The organism is Planococcus massiliensis (genome assembly GCF_000821325.1).
GTDB classification, from domain to species: Bacteria; Bacillota; Bacilli; order Bacillales_A; family Planococcaceae; genus Planococcus; species Planococcus ruber.
The window spans coordinates 1,465,177-1,477,849 of the sequence record NZ_CCXS01000001.1 but is presented as its reverse complement, the minus strand read 5'-3'; the positions used below and the strand labels follow the sequence as shown (position 1 = coordinate 1,477,849).

Genomic DNA, 12,673 nt, shown 5'->3' with positions numbered 1-12,673 from the left:
TATCCCCCCTCTCGATACAATGATTAACAGGGGGGATATTATGTTCAGTTTACCAAAAAATGCAACAATTATCGAGGTTGGGCCGCGCGATGGCCTTCAAAATGAAGGGCGCATCGTGACAACAGACTTTAAACTGCAATTTATTGAAGGGCTGCAAAAGTCCGGCATCCAGGAAATGGAGCTTACTTCTTTTGTATCGCCGAAATGGGTGCCGCAAATGGCAGATGCCAAAGACATCATGGCAAGCGCCGAAAAACAAGGCCGCCAGTTTGTGTTAGCGCCAAATGAAAAAGGGATTCAGGCAGCTTTGGAATCCGGAGCAAGAGCCATTGCCGTATTTGTCGGCGTTTCCAATTCTTTCAATAAAAAGAATATCAACAAAACAACTGCCGAAAGCATGAAAGCGCTCGAACCGCTGGTAGCCAAATTGAAAGAAGACGGCATTTTCGTTCGAGCCTGCATTTCTACTGCCTTCTATTGTCCATTTGAAGGAGCCGTGGATCCAGAAGCGACACTCGCTCTTTGCCGGCAATTCGTCGAGTGGGGCGTGGATGAATTGAGTGTGGCCGATACGATCGGCATGGCAGCACCCAACGAAAGTTATGCACTGTTCAAGAAAATCACCGAAGCATTTCCGGATACACTTATCACAGCCCATTTCCACGATACGCGCAAAATGGCATTAGCGAACATCTATGCTGCGCTTCATGCCGGCGTTACGCGGTTTGACAGTTCGGCTGGCGGGCTTGGGGGATGCCCATTTGCACCCGGCGCTACAGGAAACGTGGCAACCGAAGACGTTGTCAATATGCTGCACCGCATGGGCATCGACACCGGCATCGACCTTGACCAATTATGCGATGCCGTCCAAAAAATTGAACACCATATATCCACTCCCGTACAAACCGGGATGTATAGCCTCTATAAAAACCGAGCGTAAGGAGCCAATGCCTTGAAGAAAAAATTATTATGGGCAACGGGAGCCGTTTCCAGCATCTTAGCAGCGACGACAACGGTCTTCGGCATTGCCCTATCGAACCGCATCATGTACATGAAGACAAAAGACGATGAACTAATCTTAGAACGCGAAATCACCTCGAAACGAATTGACGAACATTGGTATGCCACTGCCAATAAAACCGAGAAATGGATCGATTCCGAAAACGGCTATCCCATCAAAGCCATTTTTTTGGAGCCGCATCAAACGAACCGCTATGTTATCATTTGCCACGGCGTAACGGAATCGAAAGTGAATTCTTTTAAATATGCCCGAATGTTTGAGCGCCTCGGCTACAATTCAGTCGTCTATGACCACCGCCGCCACGGAGATTCCGGCGGGAAAACGACCAGTTTCGGCCATTATGAAAAAACGGATTTGAAAGCGGTAGTGGCAGCTTTGAAGATGCATGCAGGCGATGATGTAGTTTTTGGCATCCACGGAGAATCGATGGGCGCCGCGACAACGCTCCTATATGCCGGCATGGAAGACTCGGCCGATTTCTATATTTCCGACTGCGGCTTTTCGGATATCTCTGAACAGCTGCTGCATGTCATGAGAACGACGACGCCTCTTCGCACAACGCTTTCTTTGAGAGTGGCCAGCCTGTTCCTCAAATTGCGAGACGGCTATTCCATCAGCACCGTATCGCCGCGACAAGCGGTTGGACAGATCGAAAAGCCTGTTTTGTTCATCCATAGCCTGCAAGACGATTTCATCTTGCCAGCAATGACACAGGAAATGTATGATTTGAAACCGGATAAGAAAAAATTGAAGTTTTTTGAACAAGGCGGACATGCGCAGTCCTTCAATAAAAACCCAGAAGCGTATGAACAAACAGTAGCCGAATTTTTAGCGGAATTTGGCTTGGCCTCTTCTGAAGCGGATATAAGCACGGCTAGCAATTAATTTCGTCCAAACAAAAAAGCGCTCACGATGAGCGCTTTTTATTTTTTAGCTGGTTTTCCAGGTTTTGTTGACGCTTTATTCATTTGAGCCATCATTTGATTGATTTTTTTCTGAGATGGTTTTTGTCCCATCTGCATCATCATGATTCGCAGCATTTCTTCGTTAATCGGCGGGTTGTCCTGCAAATATTTCATCATGTATTGACGAGCGATGAAAAAGCCAAGCGCAACACCGGCGAGCAAAGCCACGATAACGATTACGATCCAAATCCATGTAGACATTCAAGTTACCTCCTTCGTGTTGCATAAATAAGTAGTGCACCACAATGGATTATACTATAAATCCGGAGTGGTGACTATACACAGAAATAGATAAAAAAGAGAAGGGACAGAGCTCCCTTCTCTTTGCTGCTTATTCTTCGATCAATTGTTTAACGCGGGCTGCCACATTTTCAGGAGTGAAGCCAAATTCCTTCATGATGCGTTCTCCTGGAGCGCTTGCGCCAAAATGGTCAATGGCTAAAATATCGCCTTCATCGCCTGTGTATCGTTCCCAGCCGAATGAAGTCCCCATTTCAATTGCCAAACGCTTCTTAACCGTTTTTGGAATAACGGATTGCTTGTATTCTTTATCCTGTTTTTCGAAACGGTCCCAAGACGGCATCGAAACAACAGAAACGGAAATGCCTTCTTCCGCTAATTGCTTCTGTGCCTCTACAGCTAAGCTGACTTCAGAGCCTGTCGCCAACAACAACGCTTGCGGGTTTTCTGCCGGAGAAACGACATATGCCCCTTTTTCAACGCCTGTTTCAGCCATTTCGCCGCTCTTCTCAAGCACTGGCAAGTCTTGGCGTGAAAGCACCAATAGCGTCGGCGTTGATTTTGCAGTCAACGCTAAACGCCACGCAGCTTTCGTTTCATTTGCATCAGCCGGGCGGACAACGCTCAAGTTTGGCATGGCACGAAGAGAGGCTAAATGTTCAACCGGTTCATGCGTCGGGCCATCTTCTCCTACAGCTACGCTGTCGTGAGTGAAGACGAATGTGACCGGAAGGCCCATCAATGCAGCCAAACGGATTGCAGGGCGGACATAATCGCTGAATACGAAGAACGTACCGCCGAATACATGCAGACCGCCGTGAAGCGCCATACCGTTTAGAGCAGCGCCCATTGCGAATTCACGCACACCGAACCAGATATTGCGTCCAGCTGGATTTTCAGCATCAAAATCGCCGCCGCCTTTAATATTCGTTTTGTTTGATCCTGCTAAATCCGCACTTCCACCGAAGAATGAAGGCACCGCTTTCGCAATCGCATTGACCATGTCGCCTGATGAAGCGCGAGTCGCTTGCTTTTTGCCCACTTCATATGTCGGGAATTCAGCATCAAAGTTTTCTGGAAGCTCTCCAGCAATCGCTTTTTGCAATTGCTCAGCCAATTCCGGATATTGTGATTCGTACGTTGCATACAACTCGTTCCAAGCGCTCTCGGCTTTTCCGCCTAATTCTTCCGTCGCTTGTTTGAACGTTTCATAGACTTCTTCCGGCACGTGGAAATCTTGATCGAATGTCCACTTGTAATATTCTTTCGCCAATTTCATTTCGTCTTCACCAAGCGGTGAGCCATGTGCATCAGCTTTTCCTGATTTATTTGGGGCACCATAGCCGATGACCGTTTTCACTTCAATAAGCGTCGGTTTGTCTGAAGATTTTTTTGCTTCTGCAATTTTAGCAGATAGGTCGTCCAGTTCGTTGCCGTCATCTACGCGCAAGTAATTCCAGCCATATGATTCAAAACGTTTTTTGATATCTTCAGAGAAACTCATGGCGAGGTCGCCATCAAGGGAAATGTCATTGCTGTCATATAGGACCACCAATTTATTCAGTTTCAAGTGGCCGGCAAGCGAAATGGCTTCACCCGCAACCCCTTCCATCAAGTCTCCGTCTCCGCAAAGAGCGAATGTGTGATGGTCAACGATGTCCAAGTTTTCTTTGTTGTAGGTAGCAGCTAAGTGGCGTTCGGCCATTGCCATGCCGACCGCCATGCCGATTCCTTGCCCAAGCGGTCCAGTTGTCGCTTCAACGCCGACTGTATGGCCGTATTCCGGGTGCCCAGGAGTTTTTGAATCCCACTGGCGGAAGTTTTTGATTTCTTCCAATGACAAGCCATACCCGCTTAAGTGAAGCAAGCTATATAAAAGCATGGAACCATGTCCAGCCGACAAGACGAAGCGGTCACGGTTGAACCAAGTCGGGTTTTTAGGGTTATGGTTCATATGTTTTGTCCATAATGAGTAAGCCATAGGAGCAGCGCCCATCGGCAAGCCTGGGTGACCAGAGTTTGCTTTTTCGATCGCGTCAATAGAAAGCGTTCTTATCGTGGTTACTGCAAGTTGATCTGCATGGTTTGACATGAAAAACATCCTCTCTTCTACAAAAAAATATAGATCCTTTTCTAGTGTAGTCAACAATAGAAAAGAATACAACTAGTAAACCGCATGCGGCGGTGTTTATCGGAAATTTGGGCGAAGTTATGTCGTGAAATGTCCAGTGGTTTGATCGAAAACAAAAAAAGAGAATAAGTATTAATTCAAATACTTATTCTCTCGAATATTTTTGACCTTTTCCGGCGTCACGTCATTGCCGTTCGGGTCGATGACTTTTACATTTTCAATTGTGCCGCGCATCGTTTTGCGGAAAGTCTGCAAATATTCCTGGCGAAGCAGCGACTGTTCTTTCGCTTCTTCGATAGACAAGCCGTCCGTTTTCGATTTGCGCGATAATTCATTTATGCGATTTAATTTATCCGGTGGTAACATAAAATCCCGCCTTTCTTCTATCATATCGTACAAAACAAGGGCAGTTTCTGCAATAGATTAGCCTTGTTTCAGGCTTTCAAATTCTTTATAGCGCCGGTGGACAGTCGCTTTGCTCGCCTGGTAGCCGAAGCCTTGCAATGTCACAGCGATTTCATGGAAAGTTAAACCGTTTTCTTTCAAGCTGACAATTTGCTCGATTGGGAGATCCAGGCGTTCCCGCCCTTCCGGATTTCCTTTCCCTTTCAAGTTCTTTTCTGGCTTATAGCCGTTTTCGACCGCACGCTTCATGCCGCGTTTGATCTTGGCATTATGTATTTTCCGCTGATACTCCTCGACAATCGCGAGAATCTCCAGGACCATGTCATCCATATCGTTCAGTGCGATGGGGCCTCTGTCGGATAATGTATAAACTTCGACGCCGTATTTTTTCATTACATGCAAGAGCGCAATGCGGGCATGCCCTCTCCCTAATCGTGTTTCATCTTGGATAAACACAGCATCAAATTTGCCGGTCTTGATGCAATTGAGCATCTCTAATAAGCCTTCACGGTCCATTTCATAGCCGCTGTGCTGGTCCGAGAAAATTTCTTCTACACTGTAGGACTGCTCAAATGCAAATTTGAGCAGCTCCTCTTCTTGCCGTTCTAGCGAAGTTTCTTGGGTGTCTTTCGTGGTGCTGACACGGCAATAAATTAATGCAGATTTTTTCATTCCGCATCACCTGCCAGCTTAACAGTTTCATCTGGGGCATACTTAAGTTGATCGCTTGGAATCTTAATCGATTGGCCAACGACAATTTTTGGGGTCTCTAATCCATTTTGCTGCATAATTTCCTCTATCCATTCATGGTGTGGGATATCGCCGCTGAACGATTCAGCCAGCGTCCATAGCGTGTCGCCTTCTTTAACTTCCACTTGGCTCGTTGTCGCTTCGTTGCTGTTGTATGAAAAAATCGTATAAATAGATACTAGCAGAACTAATAGGAAAAATGCTGCAAGATAAGAATTTTTTTGGATGAATGTCATGTGAACCGCCTCCTAGGAATGTGTGTTCGGAATATATGTTCTTATATTAATGCGAACAGGTGTTTTTGTCAACAAATAAATTCGAACCTATGTTTGCATTTCATATCCCAAGTTGGTATACTTATGGTAGAAAACATACTGAACAACTAAAAAGAGGTGAAACTGTTGAAAAAAGTATCAAAACGGCAGGAAGATATTTTGACATTTATAAAAGACGAGGTCCGGGCTAAAGGCTATCCGCCTTCCGTACGGGAAATCGGAGAAGCAGTTGGTTTGGCATCCAGTTCGACTGTCCATGGACATCTAGCGCGGCTTGAAAGCAAAGGCTTGATCCGCCGAGATCCAACAAAACCGAGAGCGATTGAAATTATCAGCACTGAAGATGCATTAATCGACAAAAGCCCTGTGCTTCATGTCCCGTTAATTGGTAAAGTAACAGCAGGATTGCCGATTACAGCGATAGAAAATGTTGAAGAGTATTTCCCTCTTCCTCAATCCTATGGTACGGAAGACGATCACATTTTCATGCTCGAGATCATGGGTGAAAGTATGATTGAAGCAGGCATCCTGAACGGCGACTATGTCGTCGTCAGACAGCAGCAGACCGCAAACAACGGAGACATCGTTGTGGCGATGACCGCCGAAGATGAAGCGACTGTAAAGCGCTTTTTCAGAGAAGAAGGCTTTTTCCGCCTACAGCCTGAAAACTCTTCGATGGACCCGATCATCGTGGAACAAGTTTCGATTCTAGGAAAAGTAGTCGGCGTATACCGCCAACTACATTAAAAAGAGAGCTGAGAAAAAATTCTCAGCTCTTTTTTTCGTCTCGTTCATTTTTCACAGGAAAAGATCAGCATGATAGGGACGCGCGTCCTTCTGTCATATTCCTCTTTTGTCGCAAAGCGGCTTCTTTCCGGTTTTCCTTCTCTCAACGCTTGAAGCTGAAATCCAGCAGCCAGCAGGGCCGTTATGTAATGTTCGGTCGTCCAGTGGTATTTTCGGATCGTTTCCCTCACCCAAGGCTCATTCCGTTCACCTTCGATAAAATAATCATCCACGATCCAATCTTCTCTTTTGCCTCCTTGCGCTTTGCTTTTGAAAGAAGAGGTGGTCAGCGGATGCTGAATGCTGAAAATGAAGCGCCCTTTTTCCTTTAGCGAGGCATGGACTTTTGCAAATAGGCTTTCAATGTCAAGAAGATAATGGACGACAAAACGCGACGTCACCAAATCATAGATGCCATTTCCAAAATCGGCGGCTTCAAGCGATTCGTTTATTATTTGAATGCCCGATCCGGCTGTTGTTTTTTTCGCGAGTTCAGCCATCTGCTTTGATCCTTCAATTCCTGTGTAGCTCCTCGCCCCTATTTCCATCAAATCCAATCCATATGCCGCATCTCCGCATCCTAAGTCCAATACTTCCTGCCCCTTTACCGTCTGGATAAGTTCCATCAGTATCGGTTTTTCAATCGCATTATTCGGGCTTTCCTCCCGGTTGCGCCGCTTTAAATAATTTTCCAGAAAGCTTTCCTCATTGTATGCACTCGGCCCTTTATAAATCATTCCAATCACTCCTTCAAGTTATTTCCGCATGGAAAAGGCATCCTTCAAATGAAGGATGCCTAAACGTTAAATTTCAGTGACAACTATATATTTGACAAGATTGATGGTGATGCGGTAAAGTTTTCCGGTCACTTCATCGACCATCTCATACGTGCCATTAGACGGGATTTTGTTCAATGCAGATTCGCGGTCGGTTCCTTTTACATTTTGCACAATGGTATTGCCTTGATCAAAATAAAATTCGACTTGGAATGTTTTCATGAAGGCCTCCTAAACTGTGTCATTTGAACTCTTTTACCAGTTTAACACAGCCTTCTGCTTATTGCTGTTTATATAATTCTTTGTAAGCGAGAACTTTCAGCGCAAGCATCTCTTCTTCGCTTAATTGGGTTTCGAGCTTTTGAATCGCTTCCTGCTGGGTCATAGTGCCTTTTTTCACTTCCGACTGCATCGTTTTCAATTCACTGATGCCCACTTTTTGGATTAATACACGAGTCGCCTCGCCTTTAGTCTTGATAGGCAGATCACGGCCTTCCGCTTCTTTAGCCTCTTCAATATATCCTGACAATTGCGGGTCTTTTTCTACATAGGTTTTGATTTCATCCATTTTTCCGCTCTCTGCAAGTTCGCTCGTGGCTTCTTCCACGATTTTATCCGAAGCGATATTTGTGCCGACATAATAAACGCCAATGCCTGCCGCCGCCAAAATGATTGCAAATACAAGAAAATATTTTAAAAAGCGCATTCGCCATTCCTCCATTGTTTCCGTACTGCTAAATAAGACGCATAACTCCATCAAAAGTTACAGAAAAGGCAAAACCCCGATGCCAGTCACTTTTCAAGGCTGGGCATCGGGTGGATTGCGGTCTATTCTGTTAACCTACTGAGTTGGTTCCTCTGTTCAGTTACCCACCAGTCGATATGATCTTTGTCAAATATCAACATGTCGCCAAAAGGCTGGCTGTGCGGTATTGTCCGCAGGGTTATCAAATTTCGGATTTGCGCTTCAGTCATTGGGCATTCTTTTGAATTCAAGTATATTAAAAGATTTTCAATCCCTTGAATTTTTTTCATCTAATCACCCCCACAAAATTTTCCTTGCGCTTTCAAAGAAAACTCAGTACGGATCATTAAATTTAGAAAGCCTATTTTACTAATACCCTGAATGTTAAGCTTATAACCCTTAGTTCCCGCTTTATTATCCCCCTCTTCGCGAAGTGGTGACCGGTTCAGTGTAATTCTTAATCTTCACTAACTTTACGTCCTCTTTGTTAAAAAGATTCAATTCCTCAAAATTGTCTTCAAAACGGACAATTTTTTCTGAAAGTGCCATATCAGCTATTTGATCACGGCTAGCGGCTTCAACTGTCCGTTCAACAGCCAGCCCTTTTTCCAAAAAGTATTGGATCACAAATTTAGGCATCAGCTCACCTCCTTATTAAAAAGTTCTGGATGCAGCTTGCCCTTTCCTCCTTCTTTTGTAAAATAAAAAAACTGCAAGAGCTTTAAAGCCCCTGCAGCCGAACTGATTAATACATTTTGAGATATTGCTCGCGCTCCCATGGGTGCACAGCGATGCGGAACATGTCCCATTCGATTTCTTTCGCTTCGACGAAATTGTTCAAGATATGGCTTCCAAGAGCTTTTGTCATGACTTCGTCATTTTGAAGCTCTTGCAATGCAGCATATAATGTCGGCGGAAGATCTTTGATGCCTACTGCTTCACGCTCTTTTTTGTTCATAGCATAGATATTGCGGTCAACCGGCTTCGGTGCTTCCAGTTTCTTTTTAATGCCGTCAAGGCCCGCACTCAAAAGAACTGCCATTGCCAAGTAAGGGTTCGCCGATGGGTCAACTGAACGGACTTCTACGCGAGTCGACAAGCCGCGGGAAGCTGGGATGCGGATCAACGGGCTGCGGTTTTGGCCAGACCAAGCCACGTAGCACGGTGCTTCGTATCCTGGAACTAAACGCTTGTAAGAGTTGACCGTCGGGTTCGTAACAGCTGTAAATCCTTGGGCATGCTCTAAAATTCCCGCTAGGAACTGGTAAGCTGTTTCGCTCAATTTCAATTCGCCGTCTTCATCGAGGAAGGCATTCACTTTGTCTTTAAACAACGAAACGTTCATATGCATTCCTGAACCGTTGACGCCGAAAAGCGGTTTTGGCATGAAAGTAGCATGCAGGCCATGTTTACGGGCAATCGTTTTCACCACTAATTTAAATGTTTGGATATCGTCGCAAGCTTTGATGGCGTCTGCGTATTTAAAATCGATTTCGTGCTGTCCTGGAGCCACTTCGTGGTGGGAAGCTTCAATTTCAAAGCCCATTTCTTCCAATTCCAATACGATGTCGCGGCGGCAGTTTTCGCCAAGGTCCATCGGTGCCAAGTCGAAGTATCCGCCGTTGTCGTTTAATTCAAGAGAAGGCTCTCCGCTTGCATCCAATTTGAACAAGAAGAATTCCGGCTCTGGCCCTAGATTGAAATGCGTGAAGCCCATTTCTTCCATTTCTTTCAGAACGCGTTTTAAGTTGTTGCGCGGATCTCCTTCAAACGGAGTTCCATCTGCACGGTAGATGTCGCAGATTAAACGGGCTACTTTCCCTTTTCCTGTAATCCACGGAAATACAACCCACGTATCCAGGTCAGGGAACAAGTACATGTCTGATTCTTCGATGCGAACGAATCCATCGATAGAAGAACCGTCAAACATCATTTTGTTGTCGAGTGCTTTGTCCAATTGAGAAGTCGGAATTTCAACATTTTTGATTACGCCGAGAATGTCTGTAAACTGTAAACGGATAAAGTTGACTTCTTCTTCTTTCACTAATCGCTTAATGTCTTCTTTAGTATACTTGCTCATCTTCTTTCCACTCTCCTATGTAAGTTTTATATTCACTCGCCTCATTTGAAAAAGCGAGATAAATCACCTTGCCGTAAGCCTCCGCGTTCATAAGAGCGAAGCTGCTGCATTTCTTCCCTTAAAATTCTGCGCAATTCTGCGTCGCTGATATTTTTGGGTTCAGCCTTTTCGTTTTCTGGTTGGTCTTTCAGGTTATAGATTTTCTTGATCCCCGCCATATTCAATCCCTGCTCCAGATACTCTTTAATTTCGAGCAGCGTATCGACATCATTCAATGAGAACATGCGTTTATTGCCTTCTGTGCGGGCTGGGCTGATCAATTCATGCTCTTCGTAATAGCGGATCTGGCGCGCAGTCAATTCTGTCAGCTGCATCACAATGCTGATGGGCAGAAGCGGCATCGTCCGACGAACCCGATTCGTCATTGTTTTCACCCTTTTCAGTTTTACTACTCTTTCAGTATAAGACACGTCAGGAAAGTTGTCAATCACATGTTACATTACCTGACATAAAAATATTCCTGCACTCTTTCAAGTGCAGGAACACTTATAAAAGACCAGCTTCTTCTAAAGCTGCGATTGAATTCAACACAGCAATTTTTACATGTTCATAAGTTAATCCACCTTGCACGAAAGCGGTATAGGGCGGCCGAATCGGGCCGTCTGCTGTAAGTTCGATGCTTGAGCCTTGGACAAATGTTCCGGCTGCCATGATGACATCGTCTTCATATCCTGGCATATAAGCGGGTTCCGGCTTGAATTGCGCATTCACCGGAGAACTGTTTTGGATCGTTTGGCAAAAAGCGATCATCTGTTCAGCTGTTTTAAAAGAAACGGACTGAATGAGGTCGGTCCGCGGCGCCGAATAATGCGGCGTCGTTTCCATGCCCACCGATTCTAATAGGGCTGACGTAAAAATCGCGCCTTTTAATGCTTGCGATACGATATGGGGAGCCATGAAAAACCCTTGGTACATATCCGGCAAGGCATTCAATGAAGCTCCTGCCTCTCCTCCTATACCCGGTGAAGTCATCCGGTAACCGCATTTTTCGACTAAATCTGCTTTTCCGGCAATATAGCCGCCGATTTTCGCCATTCCGCCCCCCGGATTTTTAATTAACGAACCGGCAATGAGGTCTGCCCCCGCTTCAATCGGTTCCCGCTCTTCGACAAATTCGCCGTAGCAATTGTCCACAAAAATAACGGCATCTTCTTTAATCGTTCTGACACGACGAACCATTTCTTCAATTTGATCAACTGTGAAAGAAGGGCGCGTGTCGTATCCCCTTGATCTTTGGATCGCAATCACTTTCGTTTTTCCAGAAATCTTTTGCTCGACAGCTGGCCAATCCACCTCATTTTTTGAAGTCAAATCGATGTGCTGATAGCCAATGCCGAAATCTCTTAAAGACCCTGTATCTTTTTTGCCCCCTGACACAATGGAGTCCAGTGTGTCATAAGGTTTCCCGGTAATGTACATCAATTCATCCCCCGGGCGCAGCATACCGAACAGCGCAATGGTGATTGCGTGGGTTCCGGAAATGATTTGCGGCCGGACCAAAGCAGCTTCCGCTTTAAATACGTCGGCATAGACCCGTTCTAATGTATCCCGCCCTTCATCGTCATAGCCGTAGCCTGTAGAAGGATGGAAATGATGGTCGCTCACTTTTTGCCGGTGGAAAGCATCCAATACTTTTTTCTGGTTCAAGTAAGCAATGTCGTCTGCATGCCGCAGCTCTTTTTGGATGGTTTCTTCTATTGATCGGATTGTTGTCTGCATGTTAATCTCCATTCTTTTTTAATGCCCTATCCATTATGACGCGAAACTTGAAATTGCGTCAAACTCTGATACAATTCATAGAGTTAGTTTTTCGGGGAGGATCAGTGCAATGGCTTGGGAAGTTTTAAGTGCAATCGGGACCGTCGCGTTTGCCATTTCCGGTGCGATTATCGCAATGGAAGAAGAATATGATATTTTTGGCGTTTATCTTCTCGGAGTCGTTACCGCGTTCGGTGGAGGGGCGATCCGCAATTTACTGATTGGCGTTCCCGTTTCCGCTCTGTGGGAACAGGAAATGATGTTCCAATTAGCAGCCATTTCGATTACCATCGTTTTTCTTTTCCCGCATAAATTGCTCGGACCGTGGAGCAGGTGGGGCAATTTCTTTGATGCAATCGGCTTGTCGGCATTTGCTGTACAAGGCGCGTTATATGCTGTTGATTTGGACATGCCGATTATCGCTGTCATGGTAGCCGCCATTTTAACCGGTTCCGGCGGCGGCATGATCCGTGATTTATTGGCAGGTAGAAAGCCGCTCGTCTTGAAAGCGGAAATCTATGCGCTGTGGGCGGCCATTGCAGGCATCTTGATCAGCATCGACATGATTCGCTCAGATGCTGTCTTGTACGGGCTGTTCCTTGCCATCACCATTTTGCGCATCCTGTCTTATACGTATAAATGGCGGCTGCCGTCCAGAAAAATTCAGCTGCCGTAAAAAAA

The 12,673-nt window shown here is 45.5% G+C and carries 17 protein-coding genes; 4 read left to right on the top strand and 13 right to left on the bottom strand.

Annotation, left to right across the window (positions count from 1 at the left end; all coding sequences use genetic code 11):
* Positions 1-40: 40 nt before the first annotated feature.
* Both BN1080_RS07100 and BN1080_RS07095 read left to right on the top strand, forming a co-directional pair.
* Positions 41-940, top strand: a complete 900-nt coding sequence (locus tag BN1080_RS07100) for a hydroxymethylglutaryl-CoA lyase (protein WP_052651339.1) — start codon at positions 41-43, stop codon at positions 938-940.
* A 12-nt stretch (positions 941-952) separates the two neighbouring features.
* Positions 953-1,906 (top strand): alpha/beta hydrolase, encoded by a 954-nt coding sequence (locus BN1080_RS07095; RefSeq protein ID WP_052651338.1) that lies wholly within the window; start codon positions 953-955, stop codon positions 1,904-1,906.
* A gap of 38 nt (positions 1,907-1,944) precedes the next feature.
* On the opposite strand, the gene BN1080_RS07090 is transcribed toward BN1080_RS07095, so the two are convergent.
* The 5 genes from BN1080_RS07090 to yneA form a co-directional block, all read right to left on the bottom strand.
* On the bottom strand, positions 1,945-2,187 hold the full coding sequence (locus tag BN1080_RS07090; RefSeq protein WP_052651337.1) for a YneF family protein: 243 nt from the start codon (positions 2,185-2,187) through the stop codon (positions 1,945-1,947).
* Between the two features lie 130 nt (positions 2,188-2,317).
* The gene (tkt, locus tag BN1080_RS07085) at positions 2,318-4,318 is read right to left on the bottom strand and encodes a transketolase (protein WP_052651336.1); all 2,001 of its coding nucleotides are present in this window, start codon (positions 4,316-4,318) and stop codon (positions 2,318-2,320) included.
* 171 nt (positions 4,319-4,489) lie between these two features.
* Positions 4,490-4,723, bottom strand: a complete 234-nt coding sequence (locus BN1080_RS07080; protein WP_052651335.1) for a DUF896 domain-containing protein — start codon at positions 4,721-4,723, stop codon at positions 4,490-4,492.
* A gap of 57 nt (positions 4,724-4,780) precedes the next feature.
* Positions 4,781-5,434, bottom strand: coding sequence for a YneB family resolvase-like protein (locus BN1080_RS07075; RefSeq protein WP_052651334.1), 654 nt, complete (start codon positions 5,432-5,434; stop codon positions 4,781-4,783).
* Complete coding sequence (gene yneA / locus BN1080_RS07070) at positions 5,431-5,748, bottom strand: cell division suppressor protein YneA (protein WP_052651333.1); 318 nt, start codon at positions 5,746-5,748, stop codon at positions 5,431-5,433. Before yneA ends, BN1080_RS07075 begins: the two co-directional genes overlap by 4 nt.
* 165 nt (positions 5,749-5,913) lie before the next feature.
* On the opposite strand from yneA, the gene lexA reads away from it, so the two are divergent.
* Complete coding sequence (gene lexA, locus BN1080_RS07065) at positions 5,914-6,534, top strand: transcriptional repressor LexA (protein ID WP_052651332.1); 621 nt, start codon at positions 5,914-5,916, stop codon at positions 6,532-6,534.
* Positions 6,535-6,578: 44 nt separating this feature from the next.
* Here lexA and BN1080_RS07060 read toward each other — a convergent pair whose 3' ends face one another.
* The 8 genes from BN1080_RS07060 to BN1080_RS07025 all read right to left on the bottom strand — a co-directional run bounded on the left by BN1080_RS07060 (position 6,579) and on the right by BN1080_RS07025 (position 11,953).
* The gene (locus tag BN1080_RS07060) at positions 6,579-7,310 is read right to left on the bottom strand and encodes a class I SAM-dependent methyltransferase (RefSeq protein WP_052651331.1); all 732 of its coding nucleotides are present in this window, start codon (positions 7,308-7,310) and stop codon (positions 6,579-6,581) included.
* Positions 7,311-7,376: 66 nt separating this feature from the next.
* Complete coding sequence (locus BN1080_RS07055; protein WP_052651330.1) at positions 7,377-7,571, bottom strand: hypothetical protein; 195 nt, start codon at positions 7,569-7,571, stop codon at positions 7,377-7,379.
* 58 nt (positions 7,572-7,629) lie between these two features.
* Positions 7,630-8,055: a hypothetical protein gene (locus BN1080_RS07050; protein WP_052651329.1), complete on the bottom strand. Its 426-nt coding sequence runs from the start codon at positions 8,053-8,055 to the stop codon at positions 7,630-7,632.
* Positions 8,056-8,177: 122 nt separating this feature from the next.
* Positions 8,178-8,384, bottom strand: a complete 207-nt coding sequence (locus BN1080_RS07045) for a hypothetical protein (RefSeq protein ID WP_052651328.1) — start codon at positions 8,382-8,384, stop codon at positions 8,178-8,180.
* A 124-nt stretch (positions 8,385-8,508) separates the two neighbouring features.
* Positions 8,509-8,733 carry a hypothetical protein gene (locus BN1080_RS07040; protein WP_052651327.1) on the bottom strand — a complete coding sequence of 75 codons (225 nt, stop codon included), beginning with the start codon at positions 8,731-8,733 and terminating at the stop codon, positions 8,509-8,511.
* 106 nt (positions 8,734-8,839) lie between these two features.
* Positions 8,840-10,174, bottom strand: a complete 1,335-nt coding sequence (gene glnA / locus BN1080_RS07035; RefSeq protein ID WP_052651326.1) for a type I glutamate--ammonia ligase — start codon at positions 10,172-10,174, stop codon at positions 8,840-8,842.
* 41 nt (positions 10,175-10,215) lie between these two features.
* Positions 10,216-10,599 carry a MerR family transcriptional regulator gene (locus BN1080_RS07030; RefSeq protein WP_052651325.1) on the bottom strand — a complete coding sequence of 128 codons (384 nt, stop codon included), beginning with the start codon at positions 10,597-10,599 and terminating at the stop codon, positions 10,216-10,218.
* A gap of 121 nt (positions 10,600-10,720) precedes the next feature.
* Positions 10,721-11,953: a methionine gamma-lyase family protein gene (locus tag BN1080_RS07025; RefSeq protein WP_110925594.1), complete on the bottom strand. Its 1,233-nt coding sequence runs from the start codon at positions 11,951-11,953 to the stop codon at positions 10,721-10,723.
* A gap of 109 nt (positions 11,954-12,062) precedes the next feature.
* Between BN1080_RS07025 and BN1080_RS07020 the strand changes: the two genes are divergently transcribed.
* On the top strand, positions 12,063-12,668 hold the full coding sequence (locus BN1080_RS07020) for a trimeric intracellular cation channel family protein (protein ID WP_052651323.1): 606 nt from the start codon (positions 12,063-12,065) through the stop codon (positions 12,666-12,668).
* The last annotated feature ends 5 nt before the right edge of the window (positions 12,669-12,673 follow it).

Coding starts and splice junctions, on each gene's coding strand:
- BN1080_RS07080 (WP_052651335.1), bottom strand. CDS start 4,723: ATGTTACCACCGGATAAATTAAATCGCATAAATGAATTATCGCGCAAA.
- BN1080_RS07100 (WP_052651339.1), top strand. CDS start 41: ATGTTCAGTTTACCAAAAAATGCAACAATTATCGAGGTTGGGCCGCGC.
- BN1080_RS07040 (WP_052651327.1), bottom strand. CDS start 8,733: ATGCCTAAATTTGTGATCCAATACTTTTTGGAAAAAGGGCTGGCTGTT.
- BN1080_RS07025 (WP_110925594.1), bottom strand. CDS start 11,953: ATGCAGACAACAATCCGATCAATAGAAGAAACCATCCAAAAAGAGCTG.
- yneA (WP_052651333.1), bottom strand. CDS start 5,748: ATGACATTCATCCAAAAAAATTCTTATCTTGCAGCATTTTTCCTATTA.
- BN1080_RS07030 (WP_052651325.1), bottom strand. CDS start 10,599: ATGACGAATCGGGTTCGTCGGACGATGCCGCTTCTGCCCATCAGCATT.
- BN1080_RS07050 (WP_052651329.1), bottom strand. CDS start 8,055: ATGCGCTTTTTAAAATATTTTCTTGTATTTGCAATCATTTTGGCGGCG.
- BN1080_RS07075 (WP_052651334.1), bottom strand. CDS start 5,434: ATGAAAAAATCTGCATTAATTTATTGCCGTGTCAGCACCACGAAAGAC.
- BN1080_RS07060 (WP_052651331.1), bottom strand. CDS start 7,310: ATGATTTATAAAGGGCCGAGTGCATACAATGAGGAAAGCTTTCTGGAA.
- tkt (WP_052651336.1), bottom strand. CDS start 4,318: ATGTCAAACCATGCAGATCAACTTGCAGTAACCACGATAAGAACGCTT.
- BN1080_RS07020 (WP_052651323.1), top strand. CDS start 12,063: ATGGCTTGGGAAGTTTTAAGTGCAATCGGGACCGTCGCGTTTGCCATT.
- BN1080_RS07055 (WP_052651330.1), bottom strand. CDS start 7,571: ATGAAAACATTCCAAGTCGAATTTTATTTTGATCAAGGCAATACCATT.
- BN1080_RS07045 (WP_052651328.1), bottom strand. CDS start 8,384: ATGAAAAAAATTCAAGGGATTGAAAATCTTTTAATATACTTGAATTCA.
- BN1080_RS07090 (WP_052651337.1), bottom strand. CDS start 2,187: ATGTCTACATGGATTTGGATCGTAATCGTTATCGTGGCTTTGCTCGCC.
- glnA (WP_052651326.1), bottom strand. CDS start 10,174: ATGAGCAAGTATACTAAAGAAGACATTAAGCGATTAGTGAAAGAAGAA.